Genomic DNA, 21,615 nt, shown 5'->3' with positions numbered 1-21,615 from the left:
GAGCTGCTGCCGGCGCGGCCCCGCAAGGCCATCGCCCCGCTGAAGGAGTCCGGCGAGCGCTGGCTGGAGATCATGGAGACCGCCCACGAGCTGGGTGTGGAGTCGACCTCCACGATGCTGATGGGCACCGGCGAGACCAACGCCGAACGGATCGAGCACATCCGCATGATCCGCGATGTCCAGGACCGCTCCAACGGCTTCCGGGCGTTCATCCCGTACACCTACCAGCCGGAGAACAACCACCTGAAGGGGCAGACCCAGGCGACGGTCTTCGAGTACCTGCGCATGCTCGCCATCGCGCGGATCTTCCTGGACAACGTCCCGCACATCCAGGGCTCGTGGCTGACCACCGGCAAGGAGGCCGGACAGCTGTCGCTGCACTACGGCGCCGACGACCTCGGCTCGGTGATGCTGGAGGAGAACGTGGTCTCCTCGGCCGGCGCCAAGCACCGCTCGGACCGTATGGAACTGCTGCAGCTGATCCGCTCGGCCGAGCGGACCCCGGCGCAGCGCGACACGACCTACCACCACCTGGTCGTCCATGACGACCCGGCCAACGACCCGGTCGACGACCATGTCGTCTCCCACCTGTCCTCCACCGCCCTGGACGGCCCGGACGACGCGAGGAGCCACCCCGAGCTGAAGGTGATCGGGGCGAGCTGACCGGCTCAGCCTTCCTCGCCACGCCTCTCATAGCTGCCACCCACGCGGTGACCGGATCACTGGGCTGATCCGGTCACCGCCGTGTTGTGTACGGAGACCCCGGCGGCGCGGCCCCCCGGCCGAAGAACCCCGGCCCACCGGAACCCCGGCCGACCGGCCCATGCCGACAGGCCGGCCCCCGAAAGCACCTTCCGGGAACCAGCCTGTTCGCTGCGTGTCCTGGTGTCCTGCGGGCCCGCCGGCCGCGGTCAGGCCGACTCGGCCTCCGGCCCGTAGACCTCCACCGCGTCCTTGACGCGCCGTACGTGAATGCACTCGCCCGGGCAGTCCTTGGCCGAGTCCGCGACATCCCGGATCAGCTCCAGGGGCAGCGGCACGGTCGCCCGGGGCTCCTGGAGCAACTCGTCGTCCTCACCCTTCACATAGGCGAGACCGTCGATGTCCAGCTCGAAGACCTCCGGCACGTACTCCACGCAGATGCCGTCTCCGGTGCACAGGTCCTGGTCGATCCAGACCTCGAGTTTGTCGTCGTTCACGTTCGCGTTGGTGGACATACCGCCTGCCTGCCGATCGTGGTCGTGGTCTTGGGCTGTGGTTTCGGGTGCTCGGGCCGGTGGGTCTCAGACCCGCATGGGCTGCGGGGATTCGCGGCGGTCGGGGTCCGGGCCCGGGTACTCGCGGATGGTCTCGTAGCGGGTGTTGCGCTCGACAGGGCGGAAGCCGGCGTCCCGGATCAGGTCGAGAATGTCCTCGCGGGTCAGCTTGTCCGGGGTGCCGAAGTCATCCGCGTCGTGCGTGATCTTGTACTCGACGACCGAGCCGTCCATGTCGTCCGCACCGTGGTTCAGGGCCAGTTGGGCCGTCGACACCCCGTGCATGACCCAGAAGACCTTGACGTGCGGGACGTTGTCGAAGAGCAGGCGGGAGACCGCGAAGGTCTTCAGGGCCTCCGCGCCGGTCGCCATCGTCGTGCGGGCCTGGAGCTTGTTGCGGACCTTGCCGTCCTGCATGTCGACGAAGTCGTGCTGGTAGCGCAGCGGGATGAAGACCTGGAAGCCGCCGGTCTCGTCCTGCAGCTCACGCAGCCGCAGCACGTGGTCGACGCGGTGGCGGGGCTCCTCGATGTGCCCGTAGAGCATCGTCGAGGGGGTCTTGAGGCCCTTCTCGTGGGCCAGGCGGTGGATGCGCGACCAGTCTTCCCAGTGGGTGCGGTGGTCGACGATGTGCTGCCGGACCTCCCAGTCGAAGATCTCGGCGCCGCCGCCGGTCAGCGACTCCAGTCCGGCGTCGATCAGCTCGTCGAGGATCTCGGAGGCGGAGAGCCCGGAGATGGTCTCGAAGTGGTGGATCTCGGTGGCGGTGAAGGCCTTGAGGGAGACGTTCGGCAGGGCCTTCTTCAGCTCGCTGAGCGAGCGCGGATAGTAGCGCCACGGCAGCGTGGGGTGCAGGCCGTTGACGATGTGCAGCTCGGTGAGGTTCTCGTTCTCCATCGCCTTGGCGAGGCGGACGGCCTCCTCGATGCGCATCGTGTACGCGTCCTTCTCGCCCGGCTTGCGCTGGAAGGAGCAGTAGGCGCACGACGCGGTGCACACATTCGTCATGTTGAGGTGCCGGTTGACATTGAAGTGCACGACATCGCCGTTCTTACGCGTGCGCACCTCGTGGGCGAGACCGCCCAGCCATGCCAGATCGTCGCACGCGTAGAGGGCGATACCGTCCTCGCGGGACAGCCGCTCTCCCGCCCGGACCTTCTCCTCCAGCTCACGCTTGAGTCCTGCGTCCATCCCCAACTACCTTCCTCAGTGCTTGACCCTGGCTGAAAAGTGCTCTCAGGCGCTGACGCCATCGCCTCGGTGAAATTCCTCCGGGAGCGGCCCGGGAGACCTGCAACGGCCGCACCTTCGCCACTCCGTCGCAAGGGCCGGTCGGACGAGGTGAGGGAAGGCGCGCGCGGATCTGCGGGAGCCGGTCTGCCGCCCGTGCCACCCGGCCGGACCGGCACAGGGGTGACAGTCCGACCCGGCAACGCCGACGGCCCCTCTCATACTCGCCGAGGCCAGTGTGGGGAAATCCCCATACCTACAACGGGTTTGCTGGTGGGTACGGCGCCGGGAACCCCGCGCCGACAGCCCGAACGAGCCCCGGAGGGGACCCATGGCCCAGCGGCTGACGATCGCGCACTCACCGTGCCCCAACGACACCTTCGTGTTCCACGCCTGGACGCACGGGTTGCTTCCGGAGGCTCCCGGACTCGCGGTGACCCTCGCGGACATCGACATCACCAATGGTCTCGCGGAACGCGGCGGTGCCGATCTGCTGAAGATCTCCTATGCGTCCCTGCCGTACGTGCTGGACGAGTACGCGCTGCTGCCGTGCGGCGGTGCACTGGGCCGTGGCTGCGGTCCCCTGGTCCTCACCCGGTCCGGGGACGGCCCGGCCGGCTCCGGGCCGGAGTGGCTGGCGGGGCGGCGGATCGCGGTGCCCGGCGTGCGCTCGACCGCGTATCTGCTGTTCCGCCTGTGGGCGGCGCGGGCCGTGCCGGGCGGTGTGGGGGACATCGTGGTGATGCCCTTCCACGAGATCATGCCCGCGGTCCGGGACGGCGCGGCCGACGCGGGGCTCGTCATCCACGAGGCCCGCTTCACCTACCAGCAGTACGGACTGCACCGCCTCGCCGACATGGGCGAGGAGTGGGAGTCCGACACCGGCCGGCCGATCCCGCTCGGCGCGATCGTCGCCAGAAGGGACCTCGGAGCGGAACAGCTCGGTGCGGTGGCCCGCGCAGCCGCCGACTCGGTCCGCTTCGCCTGGGACAACCCGTCGGCATCCCGTCCCTATGTCCTGGAGCACGCCCAGGAGATGGCCCCGGACGTGATCGAGCAGCACATCGGGCTGTATGTGAACTCCTACACCGCCGATCTCGGCGAGGACGGATACGCGGCGGTGCGGGAACTGCTCGGCAGGGCCGCCGCCGAGGGCCTCGTCCCGGCCGTCACCCCCGGCGCACTGGACTTCCCGGGCGCCCGCTAGGCAGCACCCGTCACCTCGGGGCCCTTGCCGGTCCGCTGCCGGGCCCCTGCCCACCGGTCCGCTGCTACCCCTCGACGGTCACCGCCACGGCCTGTGCGCGGACCGCGTCGACCAGTTCCATCATGGCGACCGCGTCCTGCCGCCACCGGGCCTCCCGGGGCGAGGCCCCGGCGCCACCGGCGGCCACGGCCGCGGCGAACCCGGCGAGCGACCCGTTGAGCTGGTCCGCCGCCGGGAGCGTGAACTTCTCGACATGGTCCTGTTCCTCCAGCACCAGCTCCGGCTGGTATCCGGCCGGCGGGGTGAACGCCCGGCCCACCGTGAGCCTCGCCCCCTCGCCCCACAGGGAGTAGGACGAACCGTAGGTGTGCTCGAAGCCGAACTCGACGCTCGCCGGCACGCCGGACGGGGACACCAGCAGCGCCTGGCCCGACAGGTCGAGCCCGTCGGACTCCCGCACCCGCGCCGTGGCTCCCGCGACCCGCAGCCCGGGACCCAGCAGCATCGCGGCCGCCCGCAGCGGATACACCCCCGCGTCGAGGAGCGCCCCGCCACCGAGACCGGGCACATACCGGATGTCCTCCGCGGGCAGCGGTGGGAAGCAGAACGCGCCGCGGAAGGAGCGCAGTCCTCCGAGCCGTCCCTCGGCGATCAGGGCCGCGACCGCGTCATGCTGTGGATGGTGCAGGAACATGAAGTTCTCCCGCAGCACCAGGTCACGGTCCTCGGCCAGCCGCACCACCGCACGGGCCTCGGCGGCCGTTGTGGCGATCGGCTTCTCGACCAGTACGTGCTTGCCCGCGTGCAGCGCGCGGGCCGCCCATTCGCCGTGCAGGGACGGCGGCAGGGAGATGTACACGGCGTCGATGTCGTCGCGTTCCAGGAGCGCCGCCATGGAGGAGCCGGCGCAGCCGAACCGGTCGGCGAACCGCTGTGCGCGCTCCGGGCTGCGGCCGCCCACCGCGACGAGTTCGGTCTGCGGGCAGGCCGTCATCGCCGGCAGCACCCGCCGCCCTCCGAAGGACGAGGTGCCCAACGCGCCGAAGCGCACCGGTCTCGCCGCGGCGGTGTCCGCGGTCTCACGACCGGGAGCCGGGCCGGCAGGTGCGGACAGCGGCTGTGGGGGAGTGCTGCGCTGGGCGGGCACGGAGTCATCCACTGGAGTTCCTCGGATACGGAGGCGGGGAGGTCTGCCACCACGCCGGTGAGCGATGGGCGGCCTGCGGCCACGGGACGGCGGGCCTGCCTCGGCGAGCCCGCCCACGGAATCAGCCCCAGGTCACGGGCAGTTCGTACACGCCGTAATGCATCGCGGTCTCCCGCAGCGGCACCTGCTCGGCGGGCACCGCGAGCTGCAGGTCAGGAAAGCGGTCGAACAGCTTCTGGAAGCCGAGGCGCAGCGACGCCCTCGCGAGGTGCTGCCCGAGGCACTGGTGGATGCCGAAGCCGAAGGCCAGATGCCGGCGCGACGGGCGGTCGATGTCGAACTCGTCCGCGTTCTCGAAGTACCGGGGATCACGATTGGCCGACGGCAGCGACAGCACCACCGTCTGACCGGCCTTGATGGTCCGGCCGTCGATCTCGACGTCCTCCAGCGCCACCCGGCTCGCCCCGAAGTGAGAGATCGTCAGATACCGCAGCAGCTCCTCGACGGTGTTCTCCATCAGCTCCGGCCGCTCCCGCACCTTCGCCAGCTGCTCGGGGTGCTCCAGCAGCGCGAAGGTGCCCAGCGCGAACATGTTGGGAGTGGTGTCCAGCGCACCGCCGATGGCGATCCAGGCGATGTTGGACATCTCCTCCTCGGTCAGCTCACCGGTCGCGATGAGCTGACCGAGCAGGTCGTCAGCCGGATCGCCGGCGAACCGCTCGGCCATCATCCGCTCCAGCGTCGCGGTGAGCGCGGAGTTGTGGTGGATGAACTCGTCGAGGGTGTAGTCGATGCCCATGATGACGGCGAAGTGCTCCGCCAGGGCTGCCAGATCGCTCTCCGACACCCCCATGATGGAGCAGGTCGACCTGGCGGGGATCTGCTCCGCGAAGACCTTCACCAGGTCCACCGGAGGCTCCATCGCGGCCATTTCGTCGAGCACACCGTCGATGATGTGGGCCAGCGTGGGCTCGTACTGCTGGATCTTGCGTACGGTGAAGAAGCCGGTCAGCAGCCGCCGGTACCGGGTGTGCTCCGGAGCGTCCATCCGCACGAAGTTGCCCGGCGGGGACGGCTCGGGGGAGTAGTCCTCGACGGGGAACGGCGGCGCGTGCACCAGCGCCAGCAGCTCGCTGCGGTGGCTGAAGCGCGGGTCGGTCATGATCTGGCGGATGTGGTCATGCCGGGTGACCAGCCAGCCGTCCTTCTCGCGCGGCGCCAGGGCGAAGGCCACCGGGCTGATCGGGTCCTCCTCGCGCAGCCGGGCGTAGTCGGCCGCCGGGTCGAACGGGCAGGTGCGTTTGTAGGGGATCACCGGCGTCTTCGGCTCGTACACCATGACTCCTCCGTTGCTGTTGGTGGCCACTGGGGCGCCGCGCTCCGAGCCCGTGCGAGGCGGGGCCGCACCGGGGACGACGGGCGGCCGTCGTGGACCGAAGAATCCGGTCCGGTTCGGGAAGCGGGACGCGGTGTGGACCGAGCCCGATAACAGCCACAGCCCAGCACGGACCGGTGAGAGGGAGCCAGCCCGGCGGGGGAACTCTAGGGAATTGCCGGTCGGGGAGGGCCTGGTGGAACGGCGCCGGGAGGGGACGGGTCGCAGAACTCCAGGGTGCCGTTGTGCCTCCAGCGCCCGAACCTGCCGGAAGCCAGCACCGGCGCGGTGTCCTCGGCCAGGCAGGCCCCGTCCGCGCTGCGGATGCTGCCGTAGGGCAGGGACGTCCCCCGGGCACGGACCTCACCGGTCTGCCCGGCCGGTACGGGGCTGCCGTCCGGGGCCACCACCTGCACCTGGACGCCGGGCACCGGGCGGCTCGCTCCGGGATGGTCCGGCCTGGGGCCGCCGGGGCTGAATTCCTCGACCGTCCAGGGCATGGCGCCGTCCGCGGCGGCGAACTCCACCCACAGCGGTGCCCGCGGCAGCACCTCGAAGTGCCGGTCGATCACCGCGCGCGGACAGGGGCCGCCGATCAGCACGGTCAGCCGCCGGGAATCGGGGTGCGAAGCCCCGGCGAGGGACGGCAGGAGCCGCGCGTACTCCTCCGGGCCGAAGACCGCGGCGGCCTGCCGCTCCGGAGCAGGTGAGCAGGTGGCACCGCCGTGGCGGGACGGCACATGGAGAGTGCCGCCGCAGGCGAACGCCCACCACATCGCGGGCAGTGTCGTCGTGCGGACCGGAGGATGGTGCACCATCACCCCGTCGTGCGCACCGCCGACCCGGCGAATCCTCGCGGACAGCGTCTGCTGCCACGCGCGATGGTCGGTGAGGTACCCGCTGACCCCCTGGCGGTCCGTGGCGGAGACCAGCAGGTAGGCGGCTTCGGTGTGTCCGGAACGCGGCAGCGAGCGGTCCGGCCGCTGGGCGGCGATCCCGCTCCAGGTGGCCGGGTCGTCCAGCACCCAGGACATCAGGCGGTAGCTCCACACCGGGCGGGTCACGGTGCTGCACAGCACCACCCGGGCCCCGCTGATCCGGGTGATCCGGTCGAGCCGCGCACCACGCGAGGCCGCCGGGAGGGGTACGCACACCCCTCCGGCCTTCAGCACCGCCAGCTGGGCCACCACCGCCTGCCGGTGGTCGGCGCAGTGGATGATCACCGGGTCGCCCAGCTGCACTCCGCCGCGTACCAGCGCCGACGCCAGCTGCACGGCCCGGTTCTCGGCTTCGCCGTAGGACAGGTGGTGCCGCCCCTCCTGGACGGCTCTGGCCATCGGGAAGCTGCCGGCAATGCTGCTGAACATGCCGTCCAGGGTGAGCGGCAGCGGCTGCGGCACCCGCCGCCGGTACGCCCTCGGCTCCCGGTGCCCGGCCCTGCCGCCGTCGGACAGTGTCTGTTGAGCGACCACGACGTCCCTCTTTCGTGTCGGCTTCCACGAAGAACTTTCCGAGTGGCCGCCGCGCGGAAATCCCGGACGCGGTCGCGCCCGACCCGGTCAGGTGCCTTCACCGCGGAGGCCGGAGGGGGAGTTGCCGTCGGCCGCGGTGGGAACGGACGGGCCGGCGCGACCGCGGACGCTCCGCCGTCCGGACATCGGGGCAGCGGTGCCGCGTCAGCAGCACCCTTCCCACCGGGGCGAACCACCGCCCGCCCGACAGCTTCACCGCACCTTCGGGATGCCGACAAGGCCGAGGGGACGGAACTAGGAGAATTGCTGGTAGCCCGGCCACGCCGGGCACCGCCCCGGCCGGTGGCGGGCTCCGGAAGCCACCTGAGAGTGCTGTGCGCCGGGGCCTACTTACCCCAGATCTTCCGGTACGCCGCACGGTAGCCGGGCGGGTCCCAGGTCGTGCGTCCGCGGCTGTTGGCGGCCGTCGAGATGTGGACGGGGGCGACATAGCCGCTGGGAGGCGCGCCGGAGAAGGCGCGGTTGAACTCGTCGAGGATCTGCCAGCCCTGCTGGGAGAGCGGCTCGGGGACGGTGGCCGCCTGGAACTCCCCGCTGTTGATGCGCTGGAACGCGGAGGGATCGCCGTCGCCCGCGCCGATGTTGAAGGGGGCGCCGGCACCCTTCTTCCCGGCCGCGCGCAGGGCCGGTGCGGCGTCCGCGAAGTACACGTCGTTGATGGCGACGGAGTGGGTCCACCGGTCCCCGAACCGGGAGAGCAGCGAGGAGACCTGCTGGGGCGTCCGGCTGCTGGTGTCCGGGATCGGGATGTTCTCCTCCGCCAGCAGCCGCACATCCGGGCAGGTGGCCAGTCCCTTCTTGATCAGCCGGGACTTGTTCCTGGCGAACGGGATCGAGGCATCCGTGAACACGACGGTTCCGGCGTGGCCGTGGGAGTGTGCGATGACCCAGTCCGCGCTGATCCGCGCGACGTCCTGGACGCGGGTGGTGACGTTGCTGAAGAGCGCGGGGTCCCTGCTGGGCCCGGGGGTGTCGACCGCATGCCAGCCGACGAGCGGAGTGTGCCGTGCGCCGGCCCTGGTGACCTGCTGCGACGTCAGCTGGGGGTCGAAGCCGCCGATGACGATGCCCGAGGGCCGGAGGGCGAGGGCTTGGCTGAAGGCCGCCTGGATGCCGGCCGGGGTGCCCTGGCCGTCGATCACCCGGACGTCCCAGCCGAGGACCTCCGCGGCTTCCCGCACCCCGTTGGCGGCGCCCGCGACCCCCGGGTTGGTCATGGTCTGGGCGACGAAGACGACGCGCTTGCCGGGGACCGCGCGGGGCCCACGTGTGGGACCGTGCCCGACGGGATGGGTCGTCATGGCCCGTCGCATGGCCCTCTCGGCACCGGCCAGTACGGCGGGACAGCCGTCCGTGACCGGACCGGTCGCTGACGGCCCGCCACCGGTCGAGGCGCCGCGCTCACAGCCGGCGAGGACGGCGGCCGCCAAGGCCACCGCGACGGCGCTGCTCAGGGCGGTCTGGCGGCGCTGGTGCACGGGCGCTCCTCGTGACGGGACGGCGCGGTGACGACACCTCACGAGGCGGCCCGGGAGAGATCCTTGGGCGTCCGGGGCGGCTCCGCCCACCGGTGGCGCAGCTGCCGGCGCGCGGCATAGCCGGCCATGCCGACGGCGAGGAGCAGGGTGGCGCCGTTGAACAGCGGAGTGACCCAGAACTGGGCGCCGAACTGGCCGATTCCGGCCAGGCCGATGGCGAGGACGACGACGGCGACCAGGGTGCCCAGCGCGTTCGGGCGGCCGGGCCGGATCGCGGTGGAGCCGAGGAGCGCACCGACGAAGGCGGGCAGCAGATAGTCCAGGCCGACGCTGGGGTTGCCGATGCGCTGCTGGGTGGCGAGCAGGACCCCGGCGACCCCGACGACCAGGCCCGATCCGGCGAAGGCCTGGACGACATGGCGCCGGACGGGGATGCCCAGCAGGTCGGCGGCGCGGGGGTTGGACCCGATGACGTACAGGTAGCGGCCGAGCGGCAGCCGTTCCAGGAGCAGCCACAGCACGGCGGTGAGGGCGAGGACGTAGCAGGCGGACACCGGCAGACCCAGGAACCGGGAGTCGTAGAGGTCGGTGAACGCGGCCGGCAGGCCCTGCGGGCCGGGGACGATCCGGGCCCCGTTGGTGACCCAGCCGGTGAGGGCGTAGAGGATGCTGCCGGTGCCGAGGGTGGCGATAAACGAGTTGATCTTCGCGAACTCGACGACGACACCGTTGACGGTGCCGACGACCGCCCCGCCGGCGATCACCACGAGACAGGCGAGCGGCCAGGGCCATGCCTCCTGCACGATGAGCTGCATCGTCATCACGTGCGCGAGGCCGAGACCGTAGCCGATGGAGAGGTCGAAGTTGCCGGTGACGATGGGGAGCGTCGCGCCGAGCGCGAGGAGCGCGGGGATCGACTGGTTGGACAGGATCTCGGAGATGTTGTCCAGGGTGGGAAAGGTGTCCGGCAGGGCGAGCGAGAAGGCCAGGAACAGCAGGGCGGCGAGGGCCAGGAGACCGTAGGCGCCGACGAGGTGCCCCAGCCGGCGGACCGGCGCGGAGTGCGGGGAGTGCGTCATGGTCTCCTCGTCTCCCCCGTGAGCGCGGCCATGGCGGAGGAGGCGCGGGCGAGCGCGGTGACCGTCAGTGCCTCGCCGCCCAGCTCCTCCGTCACCGCCCCGCGGACGAACACCAGGGCGCGGTGGCACACGTGGGCGACCTCCTCGAAGTCGGTGGACAGGAGCAGCACGGCCAGGCCGTCGGCCAGCGCGTCCCGGAGCAGCCCGTAGACCGCCGTCTTGGCGCCGATGTCCACCCCGGCGGTCGGCTCTTCGAGGATCAGCAGACTGCGCCGCGTCCGGAGCCACCGCCCGACCATGACCTTCTGCTGATTGCCCCCGGACAGCGTGGCGATCGGCGCCTCGCTGTCCCGGGGACGCACCGAGAAACGCTCGGCCAGGGCCCTGGCCCGGGCCCGCTCCCGCCGGGGGCTGATCCAGTGCAGGGCCGGCAGTCCGTCCGCGCGGGGGTTGGCCAGGAAGTTCTCCCGTACGGTCAGTTCGGCGGCGCAGCCCTCCTCCTGACGGTTGCTCGTCACGAAGCCGACGCCGCGGCGCACGGCGTCGGCGACCGAGCCCGGCGCGTACGGCCGCCCGTTGAGCCGGGCCCGTCCGCCGGCGACCGGCAGGGCACCGGCCAGCGCGCGGCCCAGCTCCATGTGCCCGGCGCCGGTGAGGCCCACCATGCCGAGGATCTCCCCGGCGCACAGTTCCAGGCTGACCGGTGCGGTGTTCCCGGTCCGTACGCCGTCGAGGCTCAGCACGGCCTGCCCGGTGGCGGGTGCGAAGCGGATGCCGGCCGGTTCCTCGCCCACGATGTCGTGCACCAGCCGGGCGGGGCTGTGGCCGGCGAGCGGGCCGTGGCTGATGAGGCGGCCGTCGCGGAGGACGGCGAACGCGTCGGCGGCCTTGTACACCTCGTCGAGCCGGTGGGTGACGAAGACCAGGGCGTGCCCCTGGTCGCGCAGCGTGTGGAGCACCTCGAAGAGCCGGATGCAGTCCGCCGCCGGGAGGCTGGCGGTCGGCTCGTCCAGGACCAGGAGTGCGGCACGGGTGGCCAGGGCGCGGGCGATGGCCACCAACGACCGTTCGGCGCGCGGGAGGTCGCCGAGGACGGTGCGGGGGTCGAGGTGCGCGGCGACGAGGTCCAGGGCAGCGGCGCACCGTTCGCGGGTCCGCCGCCAGGACAGCAGACCGGCACGGCGTGGGTAGCCGGTGCCCAGGGCGATGTTCTCGGCGACCGTCATCCACTCGACCAGCCCCAGGTCCTGGTGGATGAAGGCCATGGTGCGGGCGGCCGCTTCGGTACCGAGCGGATGCCCGGCCACGGTCACCTCGCCGTGGTCCGCGCGGTGGACGCCCGCGAGCACCTTGATGAGGGTGGACTTCCCGGCACCGTTGGGGCCGAGCAGGGCCAGGACGCTGCCGGCGTGGAGGTCGAGGTCGACCGCGTCCAGTGCGAGGGTGCCGCCGAACCGCTTGCAGAGACCGCGGATGCGGACGAGCGGCTCCGTGCCGTGGCGTGGGGGAGCGGTGCTGTCAGGAGCGTGATGCACGGACTTCTCCAGGGGCCGGCCTCGTGGTTCCTCCCGACGGAAGGTCACTGCTGCTGGACGCTGCGCGATGGTGCGGGCGCCGGGGAATGCGGTCCTGACGTCGCGTCAGCGGCCCGCCCGGTGCCCGTCATGCTAAGGCCCGCTTTGCCCGTGATGCCGGATGGGCTGTCAGATGGCGGGAATGTCGTCGAAGGAGGCCATGGCGCCGCCGAGCTGTGCGGTGGGAGCCTCCAGGGCGCACTCGGCCCAGATGACCTTGCCGTCGGCGGTGTAGCGGGTGCCCCAGGCCTGGGCGAGCTGTGCGACGAGGAACAGGCCGCGGCCGCCCTCGTCGGTGGTGGCCGCATGACGCAGATGCGGGGCGGTGCTGCCGGCGTCGGAGACCTCGCAGATCAGTGTGCGGTCATGGAGCAGCCGTACCTGGATGGGCTCGGCGCCGTAGCGGATGGCGTTGGTGACCAGCTCGCTGAGCAGCAGTTCGGTGGCGAAGACGGCCTCGTCCAGACCCCATGCGGCCAGCCGTCCGGTCACGGCGGTGCGGATGCCGGAGACCCGCGCGGGGTCGGCAGGCAGGTCCCAGGTGGCGATCCGCCGTGGGTCCAGGGCGTGGGTGCGGGCGACGAGCAGGGCGATGTCGTCGGTGGGGCGCTGCGGCACCACGGACCGGACCACGGCCTCACAGGTGTCCTCCGGCGAGCGGTCCGGGTGTGCCACGGCCTGCCGCAGCTCGTCGAGGGCCGTGTCGAAGTCGCGCTCGCGGTCCTGGAGCAGCCCGTCGGTGTAGAGGACGAGCTGGCTGCCCTCGGGGAGGTGGAACGCGGCGGTCTCGAACGGGAGCCCGCCCAGGCCCAGCGGCGGGCCCGCCGGGAGGTCGGGGAAGGACACGGTGCCCTCCGGGCGCACGAGCGCGGGCGGCGGGTGCCCGGCCCGGGCCATCACACACTGCTGAGAGGTGGGGTCGTAGACGGCGTACAGGCAGGTGGCGCCGATGATGCCGGGGCTGTCGGCGCGGTCCTCCGCGGTGTCCTCGTCCAGGTCGAGGCGCCCCACGAGCCGGTCGAGGTGGCTGAGGACCTCGTCCGGGCCGAGGTCCAGTTCCGCGAAGTTGCGCGCGGCGATCCGCAGCCGGCCCATGGTGGCGGCGGCATGCATCCCGTGACCGACGACATCCCCGACGATCAGCGCGATACGGGTGCCGGACAGGGGGATGACATCGAACCAGTCCCCGCCGACCCCGGACTCGGCGGGCATATAGCGGTAGGCCACCTCGACGGCGTTCTGCTCGGGGAAGCTGTGCGGCAGCAGGCTGCGCTGCAACGCCAGGACCATGGTGTGCTCGCGGGTGTAACGGCGCGCGTTGTCAATGCAGATGGCCGCACGGGTGGCGAGTTCCTGGGCCAGCGAACGGTCGTCGTCCCCGAACGGCGCCGGGTCCGCCGAGCGGTAGAAGCTCGCCACGCCCAGGGCGATCCCGCGCGCGAGGAGCGGGACGGCGATGAGGGAGTGGACGTCATGGCCGAGAAGCCGCCGGGCGTGCTCGGGGTCCTGGGCGATCCACCCGCCGGCGGTCCGCAGCTCGGGCTCCAGGACCGGCTCACCGGCGGCCAGACAGCGGAGCTGGGGCGTGGAAGGACGGAGGTCCACCGGCTCGCCGGCCGGGTAGAAGGGGCAGTCGTCGCGGATGCCGTGGACCACCGTGCGGTGCAGACCGGAGCGGGGGTCGGTCGGCTCCTCACCGCGCAGCACCGCCTCGGGCAGGTCGATGGTGACGAAGTCCGCCAGCTGCGGCACCGCCATCTCGGCCAGCTCCCGGGCGGTACGGCTCACGTCCAGGGTGGTCCCGATGCGGGTGCTGGCCTCGGACAGCAGCTCCAGCCGGCGCCGCGCCGCCACGGCGTACTTCCCCACCCCCGGCTCGCCCACCAGCACCAGCCCACTGGCCGCACCGCCGGGCGCGCTGCCTCCCTCGGAGCCGGGCGGCCCGGCGGCGTCCGGCGGCCGGACGGTCGCGACCGCCCGGCCGGGCACGGCGTCCGGACGGTGCTCCGGCGGCGGGGCGGCGGATGCGAGCGCCGGCTCCGTGAGCGGCGCGGCGGGCGTCCCGGCGTCGGAGGGCACGGCGATCCGCTGGTCAGCCGCGGGCAGGACCGCTTCGACGACGAGGCCCTCCACCCCGGAGGCGGTGGTCACGGGGCGGCTGAGCAGGGTGACGTGCCGCCCGCCGGGCAGCGACACCTCGACCGCGGCGCGCTGGGCCGAGGTGATCAGTTCGGTGGCCTTCTCCTTCAGGATCATCTGATCCCGCCAGTCCAGCCCGCTCTCGGCGAGTTCGCCCAGCTGCCCGTTGCCGCGCGTCCCACCGCCCGGCGCATGGCGCCTGGCGTCGAGGTAGGCCTCCAGCAGGGCCCGTTCCCGCGACGTACTCTGCTCCAGCAGTCGCCGCTCGATGGCCCCGGCCGCCTTGCGGACCACGGTGTTCAGCGCGGTGTCCGCGTCGGTGAGCGGATAGCCGAGACAGAGGACGCCCTCGATGCGCCCACTGAGCGGGTCCCGGACGGGAACGGCCGAGCAGGCGCTGGACTGCGAGCGTTCGGCGAAGTGCTCGGCCCCGTAGACATTGATCAGCTGTCGTTCCGCGAGCGCCAGCCCGATACCGTTGGTCCCGCCGAACCGCTCGGCGAAGACGAAGCCGGGGACGCTCTGGATCGGGGCCAGGCGCCGGACGAGCGAGGCTTCGCCGAAGCGGCGCTGCAGCACCGCGCCGCGCCCGTCGGCGAGCGACACATTCATCTGCCGGCCCGCGAACCGGGTCTGCAGCCGGTCCAGTACGGGTGCCGCGGCGCGGACGAGCCGCCCGTCCAGATCGAGATCCTGGCTGTAGGGAAGCTCGCAGCGCTCCGGTGTGAGCCCCAGCGACCGGGACCGCTGCCAGGAATCCAGGATCGACCCCCGGACCGCTCCCTCGACCGGCCCACCCCCAAGGAACTGCTCACGGGCGCGTGCGGGACCGCTGCCCTCTCCCGCCAGCCCCATCCCAATCACTTCCCACAGGGGTGCATGCCGCGAGGGCCACCCGTACGTCGGAGCAGCTGTCTCATTTGATCCAATTGTAGAGCTTTGTACTTCTGGTGGAACCGGCCGCTGCCCCGGAAGGGAACCGGGCGGCCGAGGCGTTCCCGCGCCCCGCCCCGCGGTCCGCCCGGGATCGGGACCACCACCCACCCCCAGCGATGATCATGCCCGTGACCTGCCCTTCAACCGGTCGCGCGGCAGGAGTCCCGCTGACCGCCCGGTCGTCATAGCACCGCGACCGGACTGACCGGTGAGCCGGTGCCGCCGGGGATGTTCAGCGGCGCCACCACGAGGAGGAACGCGTAACGGCCCGTCTCGGCGCTCGCCGCGGACAGCGCCTCCAGGTCGAGGTTGTCCAGCAGCGGCACCCCCATCGCGGCGAGCGCCAGCGCATGCACCGGAGAGTGCACCCCGTCCACCGGCGAGGGCCGCACATCGCTGTCGCCGTCCCCGCCGAGCAGCGCGATCCCGCGCTCGGCCAGCAGCGGCATGGCGTCCACATGCAGCCCCGCGCTCGCCGCACCGGTGTCCCAGGCACCCCGCTCCCGACGACGGCGGAGACCGCCGGACCGCAGCAGCACCGCATCGCCCTCGCCGACCGACACCCCGAGCGCCCGCTCCGCGGCCACGACATCCGCCGCGTGCACGGCCCGTCCGGGCTCCAGCCAGGCCACCCCGAGCACGGTGGGCAGATCCAGGAGAACCCCCCGGGTCACCAGCGGGCCCAGTGCCGACACGGCACCGAACCGCGCACCTCCGGCGTCCACGCACTCCTGCGCCGCGCGGCCGTCGTAGAGCTGCCCGCGATAGGCGACATGGGACAGCGCGTCCAGATGGCTGACCGCCTTGCCGTGGTAGTCGACCCCGATGAAGTCCTTGTACGTGGCGGGCTCCGGAGCCTCGACGTCACCGAGGTCCGACATGTGGTGCAGGGCGGGCTTGTGGTTGTCCGGGCCGGGCGCGGTGTCCCAGGGGCGCGCCAGCGGGACCACCGTGCCGGACCGGACCAGCGCGGTGGCCTGCCGTACCCGGTCCGGCGTCACCCGGTTCCAGGCGCCGCGGTCGGCGGCGGCCCAGCGGCCCCACGTACGGAGCGTGGCGAACAGCGCGTCGAACTCCGGGCGGGACACGGCCGGCCCCGCGCCGGAACCGGCCGGCGGGGAGACTGGTGCGTCGCCGGAGCCGCTGGTCACGCCCGGGTGACCGCTTGGGGGAAGTCGAAGACCCGGTCCGGGTCGTAGGCGTACGCGACCCGGCGCAGCCGGTCCAGATTCGGTCCGTAGTAGGCCGTGCCCCAGTCGGGGAGGGCCGGGTCGATGTAGTTCACGTACCCGTCCTTGATGCCCAGGTCCGCGAGGCCCGCCACGACCTGGCCGACGCTGCGGGTCACCGCGGCCTCGGACGCCGTGGTCGCGCTCGCATAGATCTGTGCGGTGGCGAAGGCCTTGCGGTGCGGGAACGCGGTCTGCTGGACACCGACGTCGGCCACCGCGCCGCCGAGTGCGTCGAGGATGAGAGCCATGCCCGGACGGCCGGTGAGCAGGGCGACGACGGCAGCGGGGCCGGCGGTGGGTGTGGCGAGGACGCGGGACGAGGCGACGAACGACTGCCGGTCGGGACTGCCGGAGAAGAAGCGCATGGCCTTGAAGTAGTCGCGGTCCTCGACCCGGCGCTGGGTGGGGAGCACCCCGGCGCGCGCGACCAGGTCGTTCAGCAGGGTGTTGCAGGCGCTGCTGGGCCCCACGAAGCAGCCCGCCACCCGGCAGCTCGGGGCGGTGCCGCCGGCCATGTTGAGGTTCGCCCACAGCGCGCGCGGCGCGGCCGTGATCCACGGCTGCCATCCGGTCAGTACCTTCGTCACGTTCCCCGCCGACGCCGGGAAGCCCAGCGCGAACACCGTCAGGGCCGGAGCCGGGTCGGTCGCGAAGGTGAACTCCGTGACGACCCCGAAGTTGCCGCCGCCACCACCGCGCAGCGCCCAGAACAGGTCCGGTTCCCGGGTGGCCGAGGCGGTCAGCGTCCGCCCGTCGGCGGTGATGACCTCGGCGGACACCAGGTGGTCACAGGTGAGCCCGAACTTCCGTTGCAGCACGCCGATTCCACCGCCCAGGGCCACCCCGGCGATGCCGACGGTGAAGCAGGAGCCGCCGGGCAGACAGCGGTTGGCCTGACCGAGCGCCGTGTAGACGTTCTCCAGGGTCGCGCCGGCACCGACCGTGGCGGCGCCGTCCGGCCGGACCCGCACGGCCGACAGGCGGCGGAGGTCGAGGGTGAGGCCGCCGGGCGGCGCCGAGTACCCCACATAGGAGTGCCCGCCGCTGCGGGCCGCCACCGGCACCCGGCGCGCGGCCGCCAGCACCGCCTCGCGGACATCGGCCACCGACGCGCACTGCGCCACCGCCGCGGGCACCCGGTCGTCGTTGAGCGGGTTGAAGAGCTTCCTGGCGTTGTCGAACCCGGCGTCTCCCGGCCGCAGCAGCGTTCCGCTCATCCGCCGCCGGAGGCCGTCCCAGTCCACGGTGTCGCCGACGACGGCGGTGTGTCCGCCGGTCCGGGGGCTGCCCCGGGCCCCGGCGCCGGTCCCGGACGCGTGGAACAGCGGGTCCCGCGCCATGGTCACCATCTCCTTCTGGAGAGGCCAGGAAAGCGGGTAATTGTCCGTTTCGAACGGACACTGTCACGCTAACACGGGGTGATCGGCCCCTCCAGTTGACGGCCGTACGCCTCGAACCCGCCGGTCAGGGCCGGTTGAGGCGCGGGGCGCCCGCGGGGACGGCGGGACCGGGTCACAGGCGGCGCTCGAAGAGTTCCAGCAGGCTGCGCCAATGACGCTGGTCCGCCTCGGCGTTGTACGCGGCGGTGTCACTCTGGGTGTAACCGTGCTGCGCGCCCTCGTACAGCTCGCTCCGGTAGGGCACGCCTGCGGCCTCCAGGGCCCGCTCCAGAACCGCGATCTGGTCGGCCGGCATCGAATGGTCCTGGTCGGCATGGCCGAAGTACAGCTCCGCCCTGCTGCGGCCGACGAGCCGGTGCGGACTGTCCTCCGCCTCGGTGACCAGGCGCCCGGCGTGGAAGGCGGCCGCGGCGCCGATCCGGTCGGAGTGGGCCGCCGCGGTGCGGACGGCGAGCACGCCGCCCATGCAGTAACCGGCGGTGCCTATCGGGCCGTCGGCGACCAGCGGGGAGGCGGCCAGCCAGTCTAGGTAGGCGCCGGCGTCCCGCATCGCCAGATCCGGGGTGAGCGCCTGCGCGAGCGGCAGCAGCCGCTCGATGATCTCCGGCCGCTCGGCGGGGTCGATGAAGCCGGGCAGGTCGACGAGGGGAGCGCGTCCCGCGCGGTACATGACGTTGGGTACCAGCACCGTGTAGCCGTGCCCGGCCAGCCGCCCGGCCGCCTCCTCCAGCGCGGGCCGCAGTCCGAACACGTCCATGTACAGCAGCACCCCGGGGTGCGGCCTGCCGTCGTCGGGGTGGGCGAGGTACGCGTCGGCGACACCGTCCGGGGTGGGGAGGTCCAGGTGGGTGCCCTGCACGCTCGTCATGTCCGCTCCTTTGCTCGGGCTCGGGGTGCGCGAGGCCGGCCACCCGTCCGCCGGTGATCAGGCCGACCGTGTCCACACTAAGGGCCGGCACTGACACGCCCGGCTCCGTCCGAACTGTCGGGAGCCCACCACGGACGCCCCGCAAGACTGTGTACGCACGCACAAGTCCCTTGCGTTTCCCTTGTGTTGGAATCCAGGCATGGTCACTTCCGCTGCCGGACCCTCCGTGTCACCCGCCAGGAACGAGCCCTCCGGCCGGCTGCGCGCCGAGGTGGAGCGGCTGTGCGAGGAAGCGACACGGCAGAAGGACCTCGCCCACCGCAGAGCCGACTTCTGGGCCAGGGCCGATATCGCACTGGGCTTTCCGGCGGCGCTGCTCGCGGCTGTCTCCGGCGCCGCGGGGCTGGCCTCGGCGGACGCCCGCGTTCCCGCGGCGTTGGTGGCGCTGACCGCCGCGGGGTGTGCGGCGGGGGCCGGCTTCCTGCGGGGTGACAGCCGCCGGGTGGCCAACAAGCGGGCCCGGCAGGCCTGGGCCTCCGTCGAGGCCACGGCCCGCATGAAGCTGGCGCAGGACCGGCTGGAACCCGGAGATCTCGGCGAGGTGCTGGAGAGCCGCCAGGTCGCGCTGGCGGCGTACGAGGGGGAGGACCACCCGCCCGGTGCGTGACCGTGCGGGGCCCGGCTGAGGCGCGCCCGCAGGTCAGTTGTGGCCGAACTTCCGCTGCGCCTTGTGGGCCACATGCTTCGACATCGACTGCTCCTCCGGCGGATGCGGGGTCGATGCCTTCGGCTTCTTCGCCTCCGCGGCGGCACCGTGCTCATGGCCGCCGGTGCGCGCGCCGCGGTTCTGCCGACTCTGTTTCTTGCCCACGATCGTGCCTCCTGGAGGATCTCGAGCGAGGAACCGGTACCAGACTTGCACGCGCCTACGGCCGGTGCATGTCGGCGACCCTTCGCCGATCCGTACCATGTCTGACGGTGCGTCAGGATTGCTTGCGCAGCGCGTCCGAGACCACCGGCGAACGCCGTCCTGGCCGCTGCGGAGGAGGAGCCCGCCCAGGATGCGGGAACGCGGCGCCCCACGGACAATGAAAGGGGTGGGCCGTCACAGCGGCACGCACGCCGCCGTGACCCGCCTTGTACGCCCCCCGTGGACAGGGGCCTCGGCCCGGGGTACTGCGGAGGCCGGTCCGGGGGCGCGCTCTTCCGGAGGCGCCGAGATGGCCGTGCTGTTCTTCGACATCGGTGACACGCTCGCGGACGCGAGCATCGAGGCCGACGGCTCCCTGACGCTCCGCCCGCGGCCGCGCGTCGTCGAGGTCCTCGACGCGCTGGCGGGCATGCGGAAGGGCATCCTCTCGAACCCGGGCAGCGGGGAGGCCGCCCGCGCCCGCGCGGTGGCGGCGCTGCACACCGCGTTCGCCGACCGCTTCCCGGACGACAGCCTCCTCCACTGGGGCGCGAAGAATTCGCGCGCCCTCTTCGACGACGCGGTGGCGAGCGCGGGTGTCGCGGCCGGTCAGTGCGTCTTCGTGGGCGAAGCACCCGAGGAGCGGGCGTTCGCGCACCAAGCCGGGATGCGCACCGCCGCACACCCGGTCTTCACCCTCGCCGCCGTCGAGGGCCGCCCGGTGTTCTGGGCGCGGATCGAGATTCCGGCCGGCCGGAGTGTGGCCGAGGTGGAGTCGATCGCGCGGGCCGCCGAGGTCGTGCCGGTCCATGTGGCCTCCGCCCAGCTCGTCCTCGTCATGGCGACCGCGCGCGGTGTGACCGCACTCGAACAGGGCGGCTTCCCGGCCGACCTCCGGGGCCAGGTGGCGGAGACCGCCGCCTTCCTGATGCGCGACGACCGTCCGGTGACGCTCCCGGAAGGCCTCACCCGTGCCTCCGCGCCCGTCAGGGCGACCGCGGAGGACGCCCTGCGCGCCACGGCGGCGTTCGCCTTCCTCGCGCGCGCACTCGACGAACCGCGACCCTCCGTCGTCCCGCTCGGCCCGGCCCCGGGCGGCGTCTATGTGGCCGCCGCGGCCGGCACTCCCGTCGAGGACCTGCACTGCGCGGACGCCAAACCCGGGCACACGGAACGGCTGCTCCCCGACCCGGCTCTCCTGTCCCGGCCGGGAGAGGCCCGCGTCGAAGGCCTCGCCGACGCGTTCGCGGACGGGGAGCCCTCCCCGGAGACCCTGGCCGCGGTCCGCGCCGCCATCACCCCGGCGGCGATGCGCGGCCATGTCGCCCGGATCTCCGGCATCGACCCGCTCGTCGAGGGAGAACCCCTGAAGGTACGCAGCCGTGACGTGTCGAGCCCCGACAACGCCCTCGTCGTCAGCGCACTCGCCCGGTGGCTCCAGGATCTCGGCCTGACCGTCCGACGCCATGAGTTCTCCTGGCGGGGACGCCGACTCGCCAACGTCGAGGCGGAGTTCCGCGTCCCGGCGGCGGACTCCGCCGTCCTTGTCACCGCACATCTCGACTCGACAGCGGCCCGGGGCGAGTTCTTCGACAGCGACGGCCGGCCGCGCCCCTATGACCCCGCCGTCGACCCGGCACCGGGCGCCGACGACGACGGGAGCGGTACGGCGGCGGTCCTCGCCGCGGCCGAGTGTCTGAGCGCGATGCTCGCCGCCGGCCGGGCCCCGTCCCGCACGGTGCGCTTCGTGCTCTTCAACGCCGAGGAGCAGGGCCTCGTCGGCAGCAAGGCGTACGCCCGCGCGGCGGCCGCGGCCGGTGACCGGATCGCCGGTGTGCTCCAGATGGACATGATCGCGGGCTTCCGGGGCGGCACCCGCACGATGGAGATCCACACCGGTTCCACGGTCCCCGGCCCGGTCGTGGGCGCCTCCGGCGCACTCGGGGGACTCGTCGCCCGTGCCGCCCCCGCGGTCGCGGCCGGCTTCTCGCTCCAGACGCTCGCGGGCTCCGACGACCCGGCCGCCGGACGGAGCGATCACGCGAGCTTCCACGAACGCGGTTGGGCGGCTGCCGCCGTCTGCGAGAACTTCTTCGACGACACCACGCCCGCGACCGGCACCCGGCAGTACCACCTGCCGGGCGACACCCTCCTCGACGAGGACCACGACACGGACTACGCCGCCGCGATCGCCCGTACGGTCGCGACGGCGGCACTCACGCTCGCGGGCCTCTGACCCCTCCCAAGGAGCA

At 72.6% G+C, this 21,615-nt stretch carries 17 protein-coding genes; 4 read left to right on the top strand and 13 right to left on the bottom strand.

Annotated elements, in window-relative coordinates:
- Positions 1 to 663, top strand: a 663-nt coding sequence (locus tag ACGFN2_RS34590; RefSeq protein ID WP_393366838.1) for a radical SAM protein, incomplete at its 5' end; no start/stop codon positions are given.
- 248 nt (positions 664 to 911) lie between these two features.
- Here ACGFN2_RS34590 and ACGFN2_RS34585 read toward each other — a convergent pair.
- Together ACGFN2_RS34585 and mqnE are read right to left on the bottom strand one after the other, a co-directional pair.
- Positions 912 to 1,217, bottom strand: coding sequence for a ferredoxin (locus tag ACGFN2_RS34585; protein WP_362615280.1), 306 nt, complete (start codon positions 1,215 to 1,217; stop codon positions 912 to 914).
- Between the two features lie 66 nt (positions 1,218 to 1,283).
- On the bottom strand, positions 1,284 to 2,447 hold the full coding sequence (gene mqnE, locus ACGFN2_RS34580; protein ID WP_393366835.1) for an aminofutalosine synthase MqnE: 1,164 nt from the start codon (positions 2,445 to 2,447) through the stop codon (positions 1,284 to 1,286).
- A gap of 370 nt (positions 2,448 to 2,817) precedes the next feature.
- Here mqnE and ACGFN2_RS34575 point away from each other — a divergent pair, with 370 nt between their 5' ends.
- Positions 2,818 to 3,693 carry a menaquinone biosynthesis family protein gene (locus ACGFN2_RS34575; RefSeq protein ID WP_393366833.1) on the top strand — a complete coding sequence of 292 codons (876 nt, stop codon included), beginning with the start codon at positions 2,818 to 2,820 and terminating at the stop codon, positions 3,691 to 3,693.
- A gap of 64 nt (positions 3,694 to 3,757) precedes the next feature.
- Here the strand turns inward: ACGFN2_RS34575 and ACGFN2_RS34570 are convergent, their stop codons facing one another.
- The 10 genes from ACGFN2_RS34570 to ACGFN2_RS34525 all read right to left on the bottom strand — a co-directional run bounded on the left by ACGFN2_RS34570 (position 3,758) and on the right by ACGFN2_RS34525 (position 18,453).
- Positions 3,758 to 4,852 carry a Gfo/Idh/MocA family protein gene (locus tag ACGFN2_RS34570; RefSeq protein ID WP_393366831.1) on the bottom strand — a complete coding sequence of 365 codons (1,095 nt, stop codon included), beginning with the start codon at positions 4,850 to 4,852 and terminating at the stop codon, positions 3,758 to 3,760.
- A 109-nt stretch (positions 4,853 to 4,961) separates the two neighbouring features.
- Positions 4,962 to 6,179, bottom strand: coding sequence for a cytochrome P450 (locus tag ACGFN2_RS34565; protein WP_393366829.1), 1,218 nt, complete (start codon positions 6,177 to 6,179; stop codon positions 4,962 to 4,964).
- A 203-nt stretch (positions 6,180 to 6,382) separates the two neighbouring features.
- Entirely contained in the window at positions 6,383 to 7,687 is a 1,305-nt protein-coding gene (locus ACGFN2_RS34560; RefSeq protein ID WP_393366827.1) for an AMP-binding protein, read from the bottom strand.
- 386 nt (positions 7,688 to 8,073) lie between these two features.
- Positions 8,074 to 9,225 (bottom strand): substrate-binding domain-containing protein, encoded by a 1,152-nt coding sequence (locus tag ACGFN2_RS34555; RefSeq protein ID WP_393366825.1) that lies wholly within the window; start codon positions 9,223 to 9,225, stop codon positions 8,074 to 8,076.
- 38 nt (positions 9,226 to 9,263) lie between these two features.
- Positions 9,264 to 10,304: an ABC transporter permease gene (locus tag ACGFN2_RS34550; protein WP_362613179.1), complete on the bottom strand. Its 1,041-nt coding sequence runs from the start codon at positions 10,302 to 10,304 to the stop codon at positions 9,264 to 9,266.
- Entirely contained in the window at positions 10,301 to 11,839 is a 1,539-nt protein-coding gene (locus ACGFN2_RS34545) for a sugar ABC transporter ATP-binding protein (protein WP_393366822.1), read from the bottom strand. Before ACGFN2_RS34545 ends, ACGFN2_RS34550 begins: the two co-directional genes overlap by 4 nt.
- Positions 11,840 to 12,007: 168 nt before the next feature.
- A complete protein-coding gene (locus tag ACGFN2_RS34540; protein WP_393366820.1) occupies positions 12,008 to 14,872 on the bottom strand; it encodes a SpoIIE family protein phosphatase in 2,865 nt (954 codons plus the stop codon).
- A 263-nt stretch (positions 14,873 to 15,135) separates the two neighbouring features.
- Positions 15,136 to 16,104: a cyclase family protein gene (locus ACGFN2_RS34535; RefSeq protein ID WP_393366818.1), complete on the bottom strand. Its 969-nt coding sequence runs from the start codon at positions 16,102 to 16,104 to the stop codon at positions 15,136 to 15,138.
- The gene (locus ACGFN2_RS34530; RefSeq protein ID WP_393366816.1) at positions 16,101 to 17,525 is read right to left on the bottom strand and encodes an FAD-binding oxidoreductase; all 1,425 of its coding nucleotides are present in this window, start codon (positions 17,523 to 17,525) and stop codon (positions 16,101 to 16,103) included. The genes ACGFN2_RS34535 and ACGFN2_RS34530 overlap by 4 nt, the downstream gene beginning before the upstream one ends.
- 172 nt (positions 17,526 to 17,697) lie before the next feature.
- Positions 17,698 to 18,453 (bottom strand): dienelactone hydrolase family protein, encoded by a 756-nt coding sequence (locus ACGFN2_RS34525; protein WP_393366814.1) that lies wholly within the window; start codon positions 18,451 to 18,453, stop codon positions 17,698 to 17,700.
- Positions 18,454 to 18,652: 199 nt separating this feature from the next.
- Here ACGFN2_RS34525 and ACGFN2_RS34520 point away from each other — a divergent pair, with 199 nt between their 5' ends.
- A complete protein-coding gene (locus tag ACGFN2_RS34520; protein WP_362613190.1) occupies positions 18,653 to 19,120 on the top strand; it encodes a hypothetical protein in 468 nt (155 codons plus the stop codon).
- Between the two features lie 33 nt (positions 19,121 to 19,153).
- On the opposite strand, the gene ACGFN2_RS34515 is transcribed toward ACGFN2_RS34520, so the two are convergent.
- Positions 19,154 to 19,324 (bottom strand): hypothetical protein, encoded by a 171-nt coding sequence (locus tag ACGFN2_RS34515; RefSeq protein ID WP_362613192.1) that lies wholly within the window; start codon positions 19,322 to 19,324, stop codon positions 19,154 to 19,156.
- Positions 19,325 to 19,673: 349 nt separating this feature from the next.
- On the opposite strand from ACGFN2_RS34515, the gene ACGFN2_RS34510 reads away from it, so the two are divergent.
- The gene (locus ACGFN2_RS34510; RefSeq protein ID WP_393366811.1) at positions 19,674 to 21,599 is read left to right on the top strand and encodes a M28 family metallopeptidase; all 1,926 of its coding nucleotides are present in this window, start codon (positions 19,674 to 19,676) and stop codon (positions 21,597 to 21,599) included.
- Positions 21,600 to 21,615: the final 16 nt, after the last annotated feature.

The organism is Streptomyces sp. NPDC048612 (assembly GCF_043199295.1).
Classification (GTDB): domain Bacteria; phylum Actinomycetota; class Actinomycetes; order Streptomycetales; family Streptomycetaceae; genus Streptomyces.
This window is presented reverse-complemented; position numbering and strand designations above follow the sequence as displayed.